The following is a 14,629-nucleotide window of genomic DNA, read 5'->3' on the forward strand; positions in this document are numbered from 1 at the left end:
ATTCGGCAATAAGTGGAGCGAGTCCACACGGGTCATTGGCAAACGCATCATTGGCCTCCATGGCCTGGGGCTACGAACCAGATTCCCGGCACGGTTGGCAGGGAACCGTTGCGATTGAAGAGCTCGATTGCTTGACGCTGAAATGCTTGGTGATCAGGAAGATTTCTCCCCACACTGACGTGCCTGAAAGCGGCCTCGAGGGGCGAAGGCTCAACCCGCCGATTGGGTATAGCCAAGCGCCATTACTCTGTCGAATTTTTTCCGAAGGGGTTTGCTACCGCCCGTCGCCTACATCGCCTGATGGCTTGGCTGCAAACGCTGACCAGCCACTCAAGCAGCCCTGTGCGGGCCGTATTTCGAGGTGTTTGCCGGTCATAAGGACAGCTGGGGTATGGCCTACTGGTTCCGCTCCGACAACAGCATGCTCGGTGGCAAGCGCCCCCGGGATCTGCTGGCTTGCGCTCCCGATCGGCTGATGGCTGCTGCCCAGGATGAGGTCCTGGGGGTTGCCCATGGCCAGGCGCAAGACTGCAGACGATGCCCCGAACCATGGCAACGAGGACGCCTCTACCAAACCCCCACCACCGAATCCGCCCGCGGCTCCGTCCCGCCCCACAGCACTCCGCTCACCGGGTCGCGCAAGATGATCTGCCCGCGCCCATAGTCGGTCAGGTCACTGGCCACCACCACCTCATGCCCCCGGCGCGCCAGGGCATTGATCAGATCCCGCGACGCGCCCTGCTCGATCCCGACCTTGTTACCGCCCAGCCACTGCCAGCGTGGAGCATCCAGGGCCGCCTGCGGATTGAGCCCGAAGTCCACCAGGTTCATCACCATCTGCACATGCCCCTGCGGCTGCATGTAGCCGCCCATCACGCCAAACGGTCCCAGCGCCTGCCCGTTCCTGGTGAGGAATCCGGGAATGATGGTGTGAAAGGTTTTCTTGCCCGGTACCAGGCAGTTCGCGTGCGCGGGGTCGAGGCTGAACTCCTGCCCGCGGTTCTGCAGGGCGATCCCGCTGTCCGGCAGCACCACCCCCGAGCCGAAGCCGTGATAGTTGCTCTGGATGAACGAGACCATGTTGCCCTCGGCATCCGCTGTCGCCAGGTAGACCGTGCCGCTGGCATGAGGGTCGCCCGGTTTGGGCGACTGGGCCCGTTCGGTGATCTGTCCGCGCCGGCGCCGGGCATAGTCGTCGCTGAGCAATTGCTGCACCGCCACGCGCATGTGCTGCGGGTCGGTGATGTAGTGCAGGCCGTCGCTGTAGGCAAGCTTCATCGCCTCCAACTGCCGGTGCCAGGTCTGCTGACTGTCGCGATGGTCGAAGTCGAAGCCTTCGAGGATCTTCAGCGCCATCAGCGCCACCAGGCCCTGACCACTGGGAGGGATTTCCCAGACGTCGACGCCCCGGTAGTTGATATGGATCGGGTCGACCCACTGAGCGCGGTAACCGTCCAGGTCACTGGCGCGCAGGTAGCCGCCGGTGGCGCGTGAGTGGGCGTCGAGGCGCTGGGCCAGCGGCCCGCGGTAGAAGCTTTCACAGCGGGTGGCGGCCAGTTCCGCCAGGGTATCGGCCTGGGCCGGATTGCTGAACAGCTCACCGGCCCTGGGGGCGCGGCCGTCGATCAGGAAGGTGTCGAACCAGGCCTGCAGCACGCCGTCGCGGTGCGGGGTGAATTCGTTCAGCGCGATCTGCCATTGATGGGCGACCACCGGCGACACCGGAAAGCCGTCGCGGGCCAGGCTGATGGCCGGTTGCAGCAGCTCGGCAAACGGCAGCTTGCCGAAGCGCTGCGACAACTGCGCCCAGGCCGAGGGGCAGCCGGGGACGGTGACCGGGGTCCAGCCGTAGAGCGGCATCTCGGCGTGGCCGGCCGCCTTGACCGACGCCCTGTCGAGCGCGGCAGGCGCCTGGCCGTTCGCGTTGAGACCATGCAGTTGACCCCGGGTCCAGACCAGGGCGAAGGCATCGCCGCCAATCCCGCAGCCCGTCGGTTCGACCACGGTCAGTGCAGCAGCCGTGGCGATTGCGGCATCAATCGCATTGCCACCCTTGTGCAGCATTTCAATGCCAGCCTGGGCTGCCAAAGGCTGGGAGGCGGCAACCATGCCTCGGCGGGCGAAGACGCTCTGGCGCTGCGACGGATAGGGATATTCATGGGCAGAGAGATTCAACATGACAAAGGCTCTTGAAATAGGGGCATTCATGGGCCGCGGCAACGCACCGCGGACAAATTCGACGAACAGACTCAGAGCACGCGGCTGAGAAAGGCCCGGGTACGGGCATGGGTCGGATGGTTGAAGATCTGTTCCGGCGGGCCCTGCTCGATCAGTTCGCCCTGGTCGAGCACCACCACGCGGTCGGCGACTTCCCGGGCAAAACCCATTTCATGAGTGACCACGACCATGGTCATGCCCTCCTCGGCCAGCTCCTTCATCACCTGCAGCACCTCGCCGACGATTTCCGGATCGAGGGCGCTGGTGGGCTCGTCGAAGAGCATCGCCTGGGGTTTCATCGCCAGGGCCCGTGCAATCGCCACCCGCTGTTGCTGGCCCCCGGAAAGCATCGACGGGTAATGCCCGCCCTTGTCCGCCAGGCCGACCCGGGCCAGCAGTTGCCTGGCCTGCTCCAGGGCCTCGGCCTTGGGCACGCCGAGCACCTGGATCGGCGCCTCGATGATGTTTTCCAGCGCGGTCATGTGCGGGAACAGGTTGAAGCGCTGGAAGACCATGCCGATGTCCCGGCGCTGGCGAGCGATATTGCGCTCGGAGTCGCGCACCCGGCTGCCGTCGGGACGCTCGCGATAGCCCATGGCATGGCCGTTGACGCGGATGCGTCCGCCCTGGATGTCTTCGAGCAGGTTGATGCAGCGGATGAAGGTGGTCTTGCCCGAGCCCGAGGCGCCGATCAGCACCACCACTTCACCGCGCCGGACCTGCAGCGACACGCCCTTGAGAATCGGCAGATTGCCAAAGGACTTGTGAATGTCCAGCGCCTCGATCACCAGCTCTTCGCTTTTGTGCGCCATGCTCAACGTCCTCTCAGCAGTTTCAGGGAGCCGCGGCCGAACATCCGGCTGGCGGCCGGTGGCGACGAGTCCGGCCGGTCGGAGCGACCGGAACGGCTTTCCAGCCAGCGCTGGAAGAAGCCCCACAAGGTCGTCAGCAGCAGGAAGTAGACGGCCACCACCAGGTACAGCTCGAACACGCGGAAGGTCGCCGAAGTGACCATCTGCGTGCTCAGCAACAGCTCCTGCACGCCGATCACGCTGACCAGGGTGGTGTTCTTCAGCATCACGTTGAACTCGTTGCCGATCGGCGGCACGATCACCCGAAAGGCCTGGGGCAACACGATGCGGCGCATCAGCTTGCCGAAGGTCATGCCCAGGGACCGCCCGGCCTCGTACTGGCCCTTGTCCACCGCGCCGATGCCGGCGCGGATGATCTCGGCCATGTAGGCGCCTTCATTCAGGCCCAGGGCGATGATCGCCGCCTGGATATTGCCGGGCACCACCAGGCCGAACAGCGAGATATCCTCGAAACGAAAGACGCCCCCCGCAGCCAGTGCCGTGTAGAGAAAGACGATCTGCACCAGCAACGGCGTGCCGCGCATCAGCCACACGTAAAAGCGTACCGGCCATTGCAGCAGCGGGTTGCCGGACAGGCGCATCAGCGCCGCCGCCAGACCCAGCACGCAGCCCAGCAGCATGGCCAGCACGGCGATCAGGCAGGTCAGCCACAGCCCCGTGAGGTACACCCCGCTGGGCTGCAACAGGTACTGCCAGAACACATCCCAGTTGAAGTTCATCGATGCTGTTCCTCAGTCGAGGGTGTCGCTGCTGACATGCCAGGTGCCCAGCAATTTGGCGTAGCTGCCATCGCTGCGCATGTCGTTGACGATCTGCTGCACCGCGGCGCTCAGTTGCGCGTCGTCCTTGCGGATGCCCAGGCCGGTAAGGATGCGGCTGAAGGCCGGCACGCCCTCCTCGAACAGGTCCGGCGCCATCGCGGCGTAGTAGCCGGCGGTCTCGACCGTGGTGCCGTAGGCATCCACCTGGTTGATGCGCAGGGCCTGGAAGGCGTCGGTGTCGGTGTTGTAGACCACCACCTTCATGGGCGCCTTGCCGGCCTTGGTCAGGCTGTCGTTCTGGGCGTCGAGCAGGGTCTTGATGGTGGAACCGTTGAGCACCGCAACCTTGTGCCCGGACAGGCTGTCCAGGGTCTTGAGCCCCTTGGGATTGCCCTTGGGTACCACCACCGCCTGGCTGGAGTACATGTAGTTGACGATATCGATCACCTGGCGCCGTTCGGGCTTGTCGAACAGTTGGTCGACGATCATGTCGCACTGCCCGGCGAGCAGCGCCGGCACCAGGCCGGAGAACGGAATCACCCGCCACTGCACCGGTTTATTGCCCAGGCGCCTGGCGATCTCCAGGCCGAGGTCGACGGTCAGCCCGCGGGGCTTCTGCGCTTCGTCGAAGGACACCAGGGGTGGCGAATCCATCCCCGAGCAATAAGTGAGTTTTTCGACCGACTTCAGGCGCTCCGGCACCTGGGGCGCGGCGGCGGCCCATTGCGCGGACAGCCCGAGGGAAACAGCCAGCAGCAAGGCACGGCGTAAATGCATGACCAGACACTCCACTTCGTTGGAAAACGGCAGGATTCAAAGTCAACACACGGGCGGGTTCGGACCCGCCTCTATTTTTCCGATTGCAGGAACTGGATCAGCGCCGGCACGGTGCCCTCGATGTGCTCGCGAACCACGGCTTCGACCTTCGCCGCATCACCGGAGCGGATCGCATCGAGAATCACCGCGTGTTCATCGCGGGCGCTGAGGGGTTTCTCGCCGTGCTGCAGCCACAGGCGCATGGGCGCCTCGATCAGCGAGTACAGCGCGAAAATCTGCTTCATCAGCCGCGGGCGACCACTGAAGCTGCACAAATGTTCGTGGAAAGCGCGATGGCGACTGACCCACTGCGCACCGTCATCGCGATAGTCGTCCATCTCGTCGAGCATGCGCTCCAGCGCCGCCAGTTGACGCTCGCCGATACGGCCGACAGCGATCCGCACCGCCAGGCCCTCAAGGGCGCTGCGCATCTCGAATACCTCATGCAGCTCATCGATATCCAGGCCACTGACCACCGCGCCGCGGTTGGGGCGCAGGGTCACCAGGCCCTGGGCATCGAGGCGGCGAAAGGCCTCGCGCACCGGCATGCGGCTCATGCCGATTTCCGTGGCGATGTCCTCGGCAATCAGGCGGTCACCCTGGCGGTAGCGGCCGTTACAGATGGCCTGCAGCAGGAAGTTGTAGGCCTCCTCCTCGGCGGTCTGGGGCTGACGGTCTACATAGGCGGGAGCGAATTGCATGACGGCACCTTTTGTATTTTTGTATCCAATTATCCATGGATGCAAAACAGCAAACTGTGTGCCAGGTTGCAGGGCGGAGGTTTAAGGGACTGATAGGGAAGGGAAAGAGCTTCGCAAATGGGAGATGGACGGTTGAGGGGGAACAGAGGTGAGTGCTACCGAATGGCTCACGGAGTGCACCGCGAGTGTGCAGGTTGGCGGTTGGGTAACAGTCCGTGGCCCGCCTCGTCCCGAAGCCAAGGAGCAAGACGCCGGCTCAACGCCGGCGTGGGTCTAGAAAGCGCTCTTTATCACGCCCCCATCGGCTCGCAACGCAGCGCCCGTCGTGGCCGACGAAAGCGGACTGGCCAGATAGGCCACGAGGGAGGCAATCTCCTGCGGTGAGCCAAATCGCTTGATGAGCGAGGTGGGGCGAACCTTCTCGAAAAAGGCCTTTTCGAACGCTTCGAACGATTGCCCCTCGGCTTTGGCAAGGGTCTCGACGAATTCGCCCACTCCGCGCGATTTCGTCGGCCCCGGCAGGACGCTGTTGACGGTAATGCCCGTGCCGGCAACGGCCTCGGCCAAGCCACGCGAGACGGCAAGCTGCGCCGTTTTCGTCACCCCGTAGTGGATCATTTCGACCGGAATCTGCACCCCGCTTTCGCTCGAGATGAAAATAATACGCCCCCAGTCGGCCCGCCTCATCGCCGGCAGAAACAGGCGAGCCAGGCGTACACCACTCAGCACGTTGACATCGAAGAAACGTTGCCAGTCCGCGTCAGGGATCTCTTCAAACAGCTTGGGCTCGAAGATGCCCAGGTTGTTGACCAGAATGTCCACCTGCGGATAGCGTCGTGCGACCTCTTCGGCTGCGGCGGCCGTGCTCAGATCGCCCGCGAACCCCTGCACATCGCCACCGGTCTGCGCTTTCAGTTGCGCAACCACATCGTCCACAGACGACTGGGAGCGGCCGTTGACGATGACACGGGCGCCCTCCTGCGCCAACGTGCTGGCGATCGCCAGGCCAATGCCGGCCGTGCTCCCGCTGACCAGCGCGAGTTTGCCTTTCAGATTCAGGTCCATCGGTGACTCCTTTTTCGTGGGTGAAGTAGACAGGACGGCACCGAGTCTTGAACAACGGGATGCCGCCAACGGGTTCACATACGCGCAATCGAGGCGCCACCACCGACCGGCGCAGCCGTACCGGTCACAACAGACGAATCGTCCGACACAAGATGGATGCACGGGTTAAGGCGCACGAAAGAGTCTAGGCTATGTACGAAATCGCTTGAAACTTGGTTATGCGGCGTTAAAAACCGGCTCGGAATGCTCATTGACAACCAGTCAACTGCGCTTCCTCGCCGGTTTTTGCCTTGCCTAACCTGCGTTTCAAACAATTTCGTACACAGCCTAGTGGGATTTTTTCAATTGAAGCCCATCAAGCTCCTGAAACGTCAGCGACACAGACTGTCTGCCAAACCCCTGGCCTGCTGGACCGCGGCTTCGCGTGCGCTGCGATCAACCTCTTCGCCCAGGATGGTTTTCTCCACAATCACCGAATGCACATCCATCACGCCGACAAACTTCAGCCAGGCTTCCACATAAGGCTTCTGAAAATCGAAGCGTGTGGCCGGCGTGATCGACTGCGCCGAAAAATCCAGGCCTCGGGCGTACATCACCACAGCGGTCTTGTTGAACAGCATGCCTTGCAGGCCGCGCTCCGCGTCAAAACTGAACAGGATGTCTTTCTGCGACACCAGGTCGATGAAGTGCTTGAGTTTGTACGGGATACTGAAATTCCACAGCGGCACGGACATCACCAGCACATCCGCGCGGTGCAGGTGACTGGCCAACGCTTTCAAGGTGTCCCAGGCGTCCTGTTGCGCGGGGGTCAAGGGCGTGCCACTGAGCCCGGCGTATTTGGCCTGCATGGCCAGGTCGTCGAACTCCGGTAACGCCATCTGCCAAAGGTCGAGCGTGATGAGTTCGGTATCCGGGGCATGTTCCTGATAACGCGCAATGAACCTGCGGGCCACCTCAAGGGAAGCCGAACGTTGCTTGCGGGGAGAACATTCAATATGCAGAAGAGTCGTCATGGCGCGCCTCGGGGGTTGGGGGTGAACAGAACCGATACGCGCATTGCAACATAGCTTGATTTAAAATATAAATCGTAAATAAATACGACATTCATCACGAATACAACTATGTTCGATACGCTGCTGCTCAAGACATTTGTCACGGTCGTCGATGAAGAAGGTTTCAGCCGTGCCGCCCAGAAGCTGCACCTCACGCAGTCGGCAGTCAGTGGCCACGTGCGGCGGCTGGAAGAACAGATTGGCAAACCGCTGTTGACGCGTACCACCCGCTCCCAGCAATTGACTCCCGATGGCGAACGCCTGGTTTCCTATGCGCGTACGATCCTGGTGTTGAACCGTGATGCCTGGGCAGAACTGACGCGTACGCCGTTTCACGGACGGCTGCGGATCGGGGTGTCCGAGGATTTTGTCGAATCGCGGTTATTGCGCACCTTTCAGGATTTCGCGGCGCAGTACCCGGGCCTGGAGATCGATGTGCAGGTGGGCATTCCGGGCACGTTGCTGAGCCTGATGAAACAAGGCCATCTGGAACTGGTCATCGGTTCTCTGTGCGAAACCGGCGAAGCGGGGCTGCTGCTGTGGCAGGAACCACTGGTGTGGGCTTGGCCAGCGCAGGCCGCCACCGCCTTACCGACACCGTTGCCGCTGGCGCTGTTCCCGGAGCCGTGCCCTTATCGAGAGGCCGCACTGACGCGGCTGGCCCAGGCGGGCATCGCCCAACGCACGGCGCTGTTATGCAGCAGCGCTGCCGGGTTGCGGGCGGCGGCGCTCGCAGGCTTCGCAATCGCCCCCATGACACTCAGCCAGGTAGGGCAAGGGCTGGCGGTGCTTGGAGCCGAGCAGGGGCTGCCGGATTTGCCGGATGTGCAATTTCGGCTGTTCACCTCACCTGAAGCGGATCAGGCGATCGTGGCGGCGGTCACTCGGCTGATTGTGGAATATTGCTCCACGCGCAGGGCTTGAGCGACTTTCAACAAGGCCGCTGCTTCCGGGTCTGGCGGCCCCCTCCATAGGCTCTCGCCGCGGCCCTGTCAGAAACGGGGCCGGTAGATCAAAGACAAGCATGCCCGGCGCCAAGGTGGCGTCGTTCACGGAGCTTGCCTACGACACCTTCCCGTAGGAGCCGGGCTTGCCCGCGAATAGGTCCTCAATCCTGGAAAACAGGCCAAACCTCCACTGCGTCCAGTGTGCAACCTTCTTTTGTAATATCAAGACTACAGCCACTTCCCACACATATTCCCGCACAACCTCAGAACAACCTTTATTACTTCAAAATAATAAAGAACCCATCCATTCGGCCAGTTATTAAGTCCCAGCAAAAGATATTAAATATCCGCTTACAAAAGAGCAGCACCAACTTTCTTGCAACCGAGAGAGCGACGCCATCGCCAGCCCAATACGGCAGGCAGATAGGGCGCTCTTTATCCTGACGCCAAACCGCATCTGGAGTTAAAACCGCACAACCTAAACCGAAAGAACACAAAACCTCTTACGCAAGGTACCCTCATGAACATCAACAGCCGTTTATCACTCTCTACATACAATCCATCCACGGCCAAATCAGTGACACATCAAGAACAAGGCCAGAAAGGCTTCTCACTGGAAACTCCCGGCAATACGAAAAACACTTCTGACCCGGTCAGCATCAGCGCCGCTGGCGCCGAGATGTCCGATGCGATGGATCCGCCTGTTCCTGTGGGTGCGATGCCAGGATGGTCGGGTGAATTCGCGATCCAAGTCATAACCCGGCCAGATGGAACATCAATGTTCATGGATGGAAAGTTTTCGAATCTTTCGTCTGGGGAAAGAGATGAATACTTCAACCTGCTGCAATCCCACATGGATGCCCTGTACGAACGAAACGGTCTTGTCGACGAGGAGTCCACCTACGCCGCCCTCAACTCCCGCTCGATGAACGAAAAGCTCCATCAGGAGTTCCTCGAAGGCATAAGAAACGATCCGAAGATGGCCGAGTATGTCGGCCGGCTCGGCATCGCGCTGTCCTGATCGCCTCGCGGCCACTCACCAGGCCACGCTCCCTGAGCGTGGCTGGCTACCGCCTCGGCCTGGGGCAAGGACACCAGCATGATCAGCCCGCTGAAGTTGCTCTGCGGCATCGGTGTGATCTTTTTCTATCTCTACGAAACCCTGCCGGCACTGGCCGACACGCTGCTGCTGAAAAACGGCGACCGGTTATCCGGCAGCATCATTTCGTTCAGCGAAGGCCTGTGCATCGATACCGCTGTTCGAACTGTTCCGACAATGGCGGGGCGAAACGCTGATCGTCGGCCGTGCCGCTGCCAGCCGACCGGAGCACCCCTTGCTGGCGCTTCCAGGCGCCCGCCATGTGGCCCCCGAGATCGAGGTCGTCAGAACCCTGCTGGCGCCATCCAGCCGTTGAGCCAGGAGGCCCCCTGTATCACCCCAGGGCCGGACGTTCCAGCGCCACCCACGCCTGCACCGCCGGGTGCTGCCACTGGCGGCGGGCATAGTCGGCCAGCCCGGCGGGCACCGGGTCGCCATTGAGGATCAGCCGGTTGAGCATCAGCGCCAGGTCGACATCGGCAATCGACCATTGGCCGCACAGGTACTCTCTGCCATCCCCCAGCAGAACCTGCGCCGCCTCGATCAGCTTGCGCGCCGCCGCCTCGCCGGCGGCCGACAACGGGCCAGCCTTGCGCCCATAGAAGATCACCAGGGTCGAACGCTCCTGGCGCAGCGCCTGCAGGTCGCTGCGCAACCAGGCCTGCACCTGCCGCGCCCGGGCCCGCTGCTGGGCATCGCGTGGATAGAGCGGTGCCTGCGGGAACAGTTCGTCCAGGTACTCGGTGATCGCCGAGGACTCGGAGAGCGCGAAGCCCCCCTGCTCCAGGGTCGGCACCCGCTGGGTCAGGGACAAGCCGGCGTACGCCTGCGACTGCTGCTCATGGGCGTCCAGGTCGAGGGGGTGAAGATCGAATTCGAGGGCCTTTTCCCGCAGCGCGACAAATACCGACAGGGCATAGGGACTGGTGTACTGGGCATCGACATACAAACGCAGACGGGCATCGTTCACGGCAGACTCTCCTTGGAATGAGAGCGACACGCTACGGGATCTGCCCGGACAAATGAAATCAACGATTTTCATGGGCGTATTCCCGAGCGGAATACTGGGAATTGGGCTATGGTAAAGGCCGCTGCTCCAGGCTCGTTTCCTGGTAAGCAAATGTTCCGGATTTTGAAACTCATGGATGAATCGATGAACTCACAACAGCTTTTCCCGCAAATTGGCAAGGTCATCGCCAGCACTGGCAGTCGCCGTTTTCCGCGGATGTTGCACGACCTCATTCTCACCCAGTTGTCAGTCGACGCCACCCACATCCGCAAGCTGCCGATACACCCGCAAACCACCCCCCTATCGGCCCATGCCGGCAGCCAGGTCATCACCCATGGCGAACCGATCTCCCCGGCGTCCAACGCCAAGGAATCGGCCCTGCACCTGACCCGGCGCAAGGATGACTGCAGCTACACCCTCTCGGTGTACCGTTCGAACCAGTCGCAGCAGTTCTCCGCACAGGAAAGGAGCATCCTGCAGGACTTCTCCCCGCTGCTGCTGCCGATGGTTGAAAAGCACATCAGCGCCCTGCAACCCCTGTCGCCCCCGCTGGACAGCCAGCCCGGCCAACTCGACGACATGGAGAGCCAGGGGCTGCAGGCCTTGCGCCTGCGTTTTGTCGACCGCCTGGCGCAGTCGGGGCTGACACTGTCCAACCGTGAAACGGACGTCTGCGTCGGCCTGCTGTCCGGGCGCACGGCACCGGTGCTGGCCGAAATGCTCCAGTTGAAGGTCAATACCGTGGAGAGCTACCTCAAGCGCGCGTCCATCAAGCTGGGCATCAGCGGACGCCACTCGCTGATGCGCTGGATGTACGCGGCAGAGGAAGCGCCGGCGCCGGTGGTGCCGGCAACGCCCGTGTAACCGTCTCCTGCCAGCGGACCGGCGAGGGGATTGCAGCGTGCGATCCCCCCGCCTCTCTCAATCGCGCGCCAGCGCCTCGATCGGGTCGAGCCGCGAGGCGTTGCGCGCCGGTACGAAGCCGAACACGATGCCGATCAGCGTCGAACAGATCACCGCCGTGGCGATCGCCCCCAGGGAGAACACCATCTGCCATTCCTTGATGAACAGCGAGAACAGGTAGCCGATCCCGAATGACAGCGAGATGCCGATCATCCCGCCAATCAGGCAGACCATCACCGCTTCCACCAGGAACTGCTGGCGAATGTCCGACTGGCGCGCACCGACCGCCATGCGGATGCCGATCTCGCGGGTACGCTCGGTGACCGACACCAGCATGATGTTCATCACGCCGATGCCGCCCACCGCCAGGGAAATCACCGCGATCAGCGACAGCAGCAGCGCCAGCGAGCGGCTGGTCTTGTCCACCGTCTGCATGATGTTGTCGAGGTTGTTGGTGAAGAAGTCCTTGGTGCCGTGGCGCTGCTGCATCAGCTTGATCACGTTGTCCTCGACCACCTTGCTCGGCTGCCCGTCCTTGATCCGCACCATGATGCTGTCCAGGTAGCGTTGCCCGAGCAGGCGGCCCGCCGCGGTCTCGTAGGGTACCCAGACGTTCAACTGCTTGCTGGAGGTGAAGATGTTCTTGTTGTCGGCCGTGACCCCGATCACCGTGCAGGGCAGGTTGTCCAGCAGGATCACCTGGCCCAGCGGGTCGACATTCGGACCGAACAGGCGGTTGCGCGTGTTGTGGTCGATCACCACCACCTGGGCCTGGCGCCGGGCGTCGCTTTCGCTGAAGGCAATGCCCTGCGCCAGCTTCAATCCACGAACCTGGAAGTAGCGATCACTGACTCCGTTGACCTGGGCATCGAGATCGACGTTCTGGTAGCGCAGGAGCATGTTGCGTCCGACCATGGGCGTGGCGCTGTCGACGTAGTAGAGCTGGCTCAGCGCGAGCACATCGGCCGGCACCAGGGTCTCGATCCGGCTGGCCCGGCTGTCGCCGAAACTGGTCCCCGGGTAGATGTCGATGGTGTTGCTGCCGATCGCCTGGATGTCCTTGAGCACATAACGCTTGGCCCCCTCGCCGATGGCCGAGATCGACACCACCGAGGTGATGCCGATGACGATGCCGAGCATGGTCAGCAGCGTGCGCATGCGGTGCGAGATCAGCGCCACCCAGGCCATGTTGAAGGCCTCCTTGAACAGCCCGAAGCCGGCCACCAGGCGCCCTGTGCTCTTGGACGCCAGGGTGGCCTTGTGCGTGCCCGCCGTCTCGTCGGTGGGGCGCTCGTTGGCCCGGTCGCTGATGATCTCGCCATCGCGCACCTCGATGATCCGCTCGGCGTTGGCGGCCACCTTGGGGTCATGGGTGACGATGATTACCGTATGCCCGGCGGCATGCAGTTCCTGGAGAATCTGCATCACCTCCTTGCCGCTGTGGGTGTCCAGCGCACCGGTGGGTTCGTCGGCAAGAATCACCTCGCCGCCGTTCATCAGTGCCCGGGCGATACTCACCCGCTGCTGCTGGCCACCGGAGAGCTGGCTCGGCCGATTCTCCAGGTGTGCGGCCAGGCCGAGGCGGCCGAGCAGTTCGCGGGCCCGGCCATGGCGCCGGGACTCGCCGGTACCGGCATAGATCGCCGGCATCTCGACGTTGTGCATGGCGCTCAGGTGCGGCAGCAGGTGGTAGCGCTGGAAGATGAAACCGAAATAGTCGCGGCGCAGTTCGGCCAGTTCTTCGCTGCCCAGGTCGCGGGTCTCGCGACCGTTGATCCTGTAGCTGCCGGCGGTGGCGTAGTCGAGGCAACCGAGGATGTTCATCAGGGTCGACTTGCCCGAACCCGAGGCGCCGGTAATCGCCACCATTTCCCCGGCATGAATGCTCAGGTCGATGTTCTTCAGCGCGGTGAACTCACGTTCCCCGGCCATGAAGCTGCGGCTGATGCCGCGCAGTTCCAGCAGTGGCTGCGTCATTGGCCGGCTCCCGCCACCGCCGGCGTCGGTTCGCCGATCACCACCTTGTCGCCTTCGGCCAGACCTTCGCTGATCTGCACCTTGACGTTGTTGTTGATCCCGGTGCGCACCTTGCGCTCATGGGCCACGCCCTTGGCGTCGACCACCCGAACCGGGAAACGGCCATCGGCGTCGCGCGGGCCGAGGGCCGCGACCGGCACCGTGAGCACCGACTTGGCGGTGTCGAGGACGATACGCACCTGGGCGGTCATGGAAATCCGCAGGCGATGGTCGGGGTTGGGCACATCGAACAGCGCGTTGTAGAACACCGCGGTGTTCTGCTTGGGCGTGCCGGCGGTCTGGGTCTCCACGAAGTTCTGCGGTGCCGGCTCGGTGCCACGCAGCTTGGCGTAGTAGCGCTTGTCCGCCTCGCCGAGGATGGTGAAGTACACCTCCTGGCCGGGGCTGATATGGATCACGTCGGCTTCCGAGACCTGGGCCTTGACGGTCATGGTGTCCAGGTCAGCCAGCTTGAGCAGTACCGGTGCCAGCTGGTTGGCGATCACGGTCTGGCCTTCCTGGGTGACGATGCCCACCACGTCGCCATCGATCGGCGCGACGATGCGGGTATAGGCCAGGTTGATCTTGGCCGTGTCGATCTGCACCTGTGCACTCTTGATCTGCGCCTCGAGGGCACCCAGGTTGGCGCGCTGCACCTCATAGTTGGATTCGGCGGTCTCGAAATCCTGCCGGGAGATCGCCGCATCGCTCTGCAGCCCCAGGTAACGCTCGTAGACCGCCTTGGTCTGCTTGAGCTGGGCCTGGGTCGCGCGCCGTTGCGCCTGCAGGTTTTCCTCATCGACCTGGGCCTGGCGCAGGGTGTTCTGCAGCACCTGCGGGTCGATCTCGGCCAACCACTGGCCGCGCCTGACCTTGTCGCCGACCTTGACCTTGAGGGATTTCAACTGCCCGGAAACCTGGGCGCCGACATCGACCTGGCGGATGCCTTCGAGCACCCCGGTCGCCAGCACCGTGTTCTCGATATCGCTGCGCTCGACCGTGGCGATCAGGTACTGCGGCGGCTCTGCCGGCGCCTGCACCGCATAGAACACCAGGCCTGCGACCAGCACCAGCGCCAGCCCGATACCCGTCTTGCGAAACTTCGTTTTTTTCATAAGTGACCATCAATACCTTGAGAAATACCTGAAATCGAACCCGGGGACGGGGCGTC

13 protein-coding genes are annotated in these 14,629 nt (G+C 62.7%); 3 read left to right on the plus strand and 10 right to left on the minus strand.

What is annotated here, in order from left to right:
* Positions 1-567: 567 nt before the first annotated feature.
* The 7 genes from ACMGT0_RS19505 to ACMGT0_RS19535 form a co-directional block, all read right to left on the minus strand.
* On the minus strand, positions 568-2,178 hold the full coding sequence (locus tag ACMGT0_RS19505; protein ID WP_273820921.1) for a gamma-glutamyltransferase family protein: 1,611 nt from the start codon (positions 2,176-2,178) through the stop codon (positions 568-570).
* Positions 2,179-2,249: 71 nt separating this feature from the next.
* Entirely contained in the window at positions 2,250-3,029 is a 780-nt protein-coding gene (locus ACMGT0_RS19510) for an amino acid ABC transporter ATP-binding protein (RefSeq protein ID WP_054064272.1), read from the minus strand.
* 2 nt (positions 3,030-3,031) lie between these two features.
* Positions 3,032-3,808 (minus strand): amino acid ABC transporter permease, encoded by a 777-nt coding sequence (locus ACMGT0_RS19515; protein WP_054060651.1) that lies wholly within the window; start codon positions 3,806-3,808, stop codon positions 3,032-3,034.
* 12 nt (positions 3,809-3,820) lie between these two features.
* Positions 3,821-4,627, minus strand: coding sequence for an ABC transporter substrate-binding protein (locus tag ACMGT0_RS19520; RefSeq protein WP_054060652.1), 807 nt, complete (start codon positions 4,625-4,627; stop codon positions 3,821-3,823).
* A gap of 71 nt (positions 4,628-4,698) precedes the next feature.
* A complete protein-coding gene (locus ACMGT0_RS19525) occupies positions 4,699-5,367 on the minus strand; it encodes a GntR family transcriptional regulator (protein ID WP_054060653.1) in 669 nt (222 codons plus the stop codon).
* Between the two features lie 273 nt (positions 5,368-5,640).
* Positions 5,641-6,432, minus strand: a complete 792-nt coding sequence (locus ACMGT0_RS19530; protein ID WP_054064274.1) for an SDR family NAD(P)-dependent oxidoreductase — start codon at positions 6,430-6,432, stop codon at positions 5,641-5,643.
* A 371-nt stretch (positions 6,433-6,803) separates the two neighbouring features.
* Positions 6,804-7,445, minus strand: coding sequence for an FMN-dependent NADH-azoreductase (locus ACMGT0_RS19535; RefSeq protein WP_054064275.1), 642 nt, complete (start codon positions 7,443-7,445; stop codon positions 6,804-6,806).
* Positions 7,446-7,553: 108 nt separating this feature from the next.
* Here ACMGT0_RS19535 and ACMGT0_RS19540 point away from each other — a divergent pair, with 108 nt between their 5' ends.
* Both ACMGT0_RS19540 and ACMGT0_RS19545 read left to right on the plus strand, forming a co-directional pair.
* Positions 7,554-8,408 carry a LysR family transcriptional regulator gene (locus ACMGT0_RS19540; protein WP_054060648.1) on the plus strand — a complete coding sequence of 285 codons (855 nt, stop codon included), beginning with the start codon at positions 7,554-7,556 and terminating at the stop codon, positions 8,406-8,408.
* A gap of 543 nt (positions 8,409-8,951) precedes the next feature.
* A complete protein-coding gene (locus tag ACMGT0_RS19545; RefSeq protein WP_054060647.1) occupies positions 8,952-9,452 on the plus strand; it encodes a hypothetical protein in 501 nt (166 codons plus the stop codon).
* A gap of 412 nt (positions 9,453-9,864) precedes the next feature.
* Here ACMGT0_RS19545 and yfcF read toward each other — a convergent pair whose 3' ends face one another.
* Positions 9,865-10,500, minus strand: coding sequence for a glutathione transferase (gene yfcF / locus ACMGT0_RS19550; RefSeq protein ID WP_054064276.1), 636 nt, complete (start codon positions 10,498-10,500; stop codon positions 9,865-9,867).
* Positions 10,501-10,683: 183 nt separating this feature from the next.
* Here yfcF and ACMGT0_RS19555 point away from each other — a divergent pair, with 183 nt between their 5' ends.
* Positions 10,684-11,403, plus strand: coding sequence for a helix-turn-helix transcriptional regulator (locus ACMGT0_RS19555; protein WP_054056569.1), 720 nt, complete (start codon positions 10,684-10,686; stop codon positions 11,401-11,403).
* Positions 11,404-11,460: 57 nt separating this feature from the next.
* On the opposite strand, the gene ACMGT0_RS19560 is transcribed toward ACMGT0_RS19555, so the two are convergent.
* Positions 11,461-13,419, minus strand: a complete 1,959-nt coding sequence (locus ACMGT0_RS19560) for a MacB family efflux pump subunit (RefSeq protein ID WP_054064277.1) — start codon at positions 13,417-13,419, stop codon at positions 11,461-11,463.
* Positions 13,416-14,573: a macrolide transporter subunit MacA gene (gene macA / locus ACMGT0_RS19565; protein WP_054064278.1), complete on the minus strand. Its 1,158-nt coding sequence runs from the start codon at positions 14,571-14,573 to the stop codon at positions 13,416-13,418. The genes ACMGT0_RS19560 and macA overlap by 4 nt, the downstream gene beginning before the upstream one ends.
* Between the last annotated feature and the right edge of the window lie 56 nt (positions 14,574-14,629).

Origin of the sequence: Pseudomonas sp. RHF3.3-3 (assembly GCF_048069595.1) — a bacterium.
Classification (GTDB): Bacteria; Pseudomonadota; Gammaproteobacteria; order Pseudomonadales; family Pseudomonadaceae; genus Aquipseudomonas; species Aquipseudomonas fuscovaginae_B.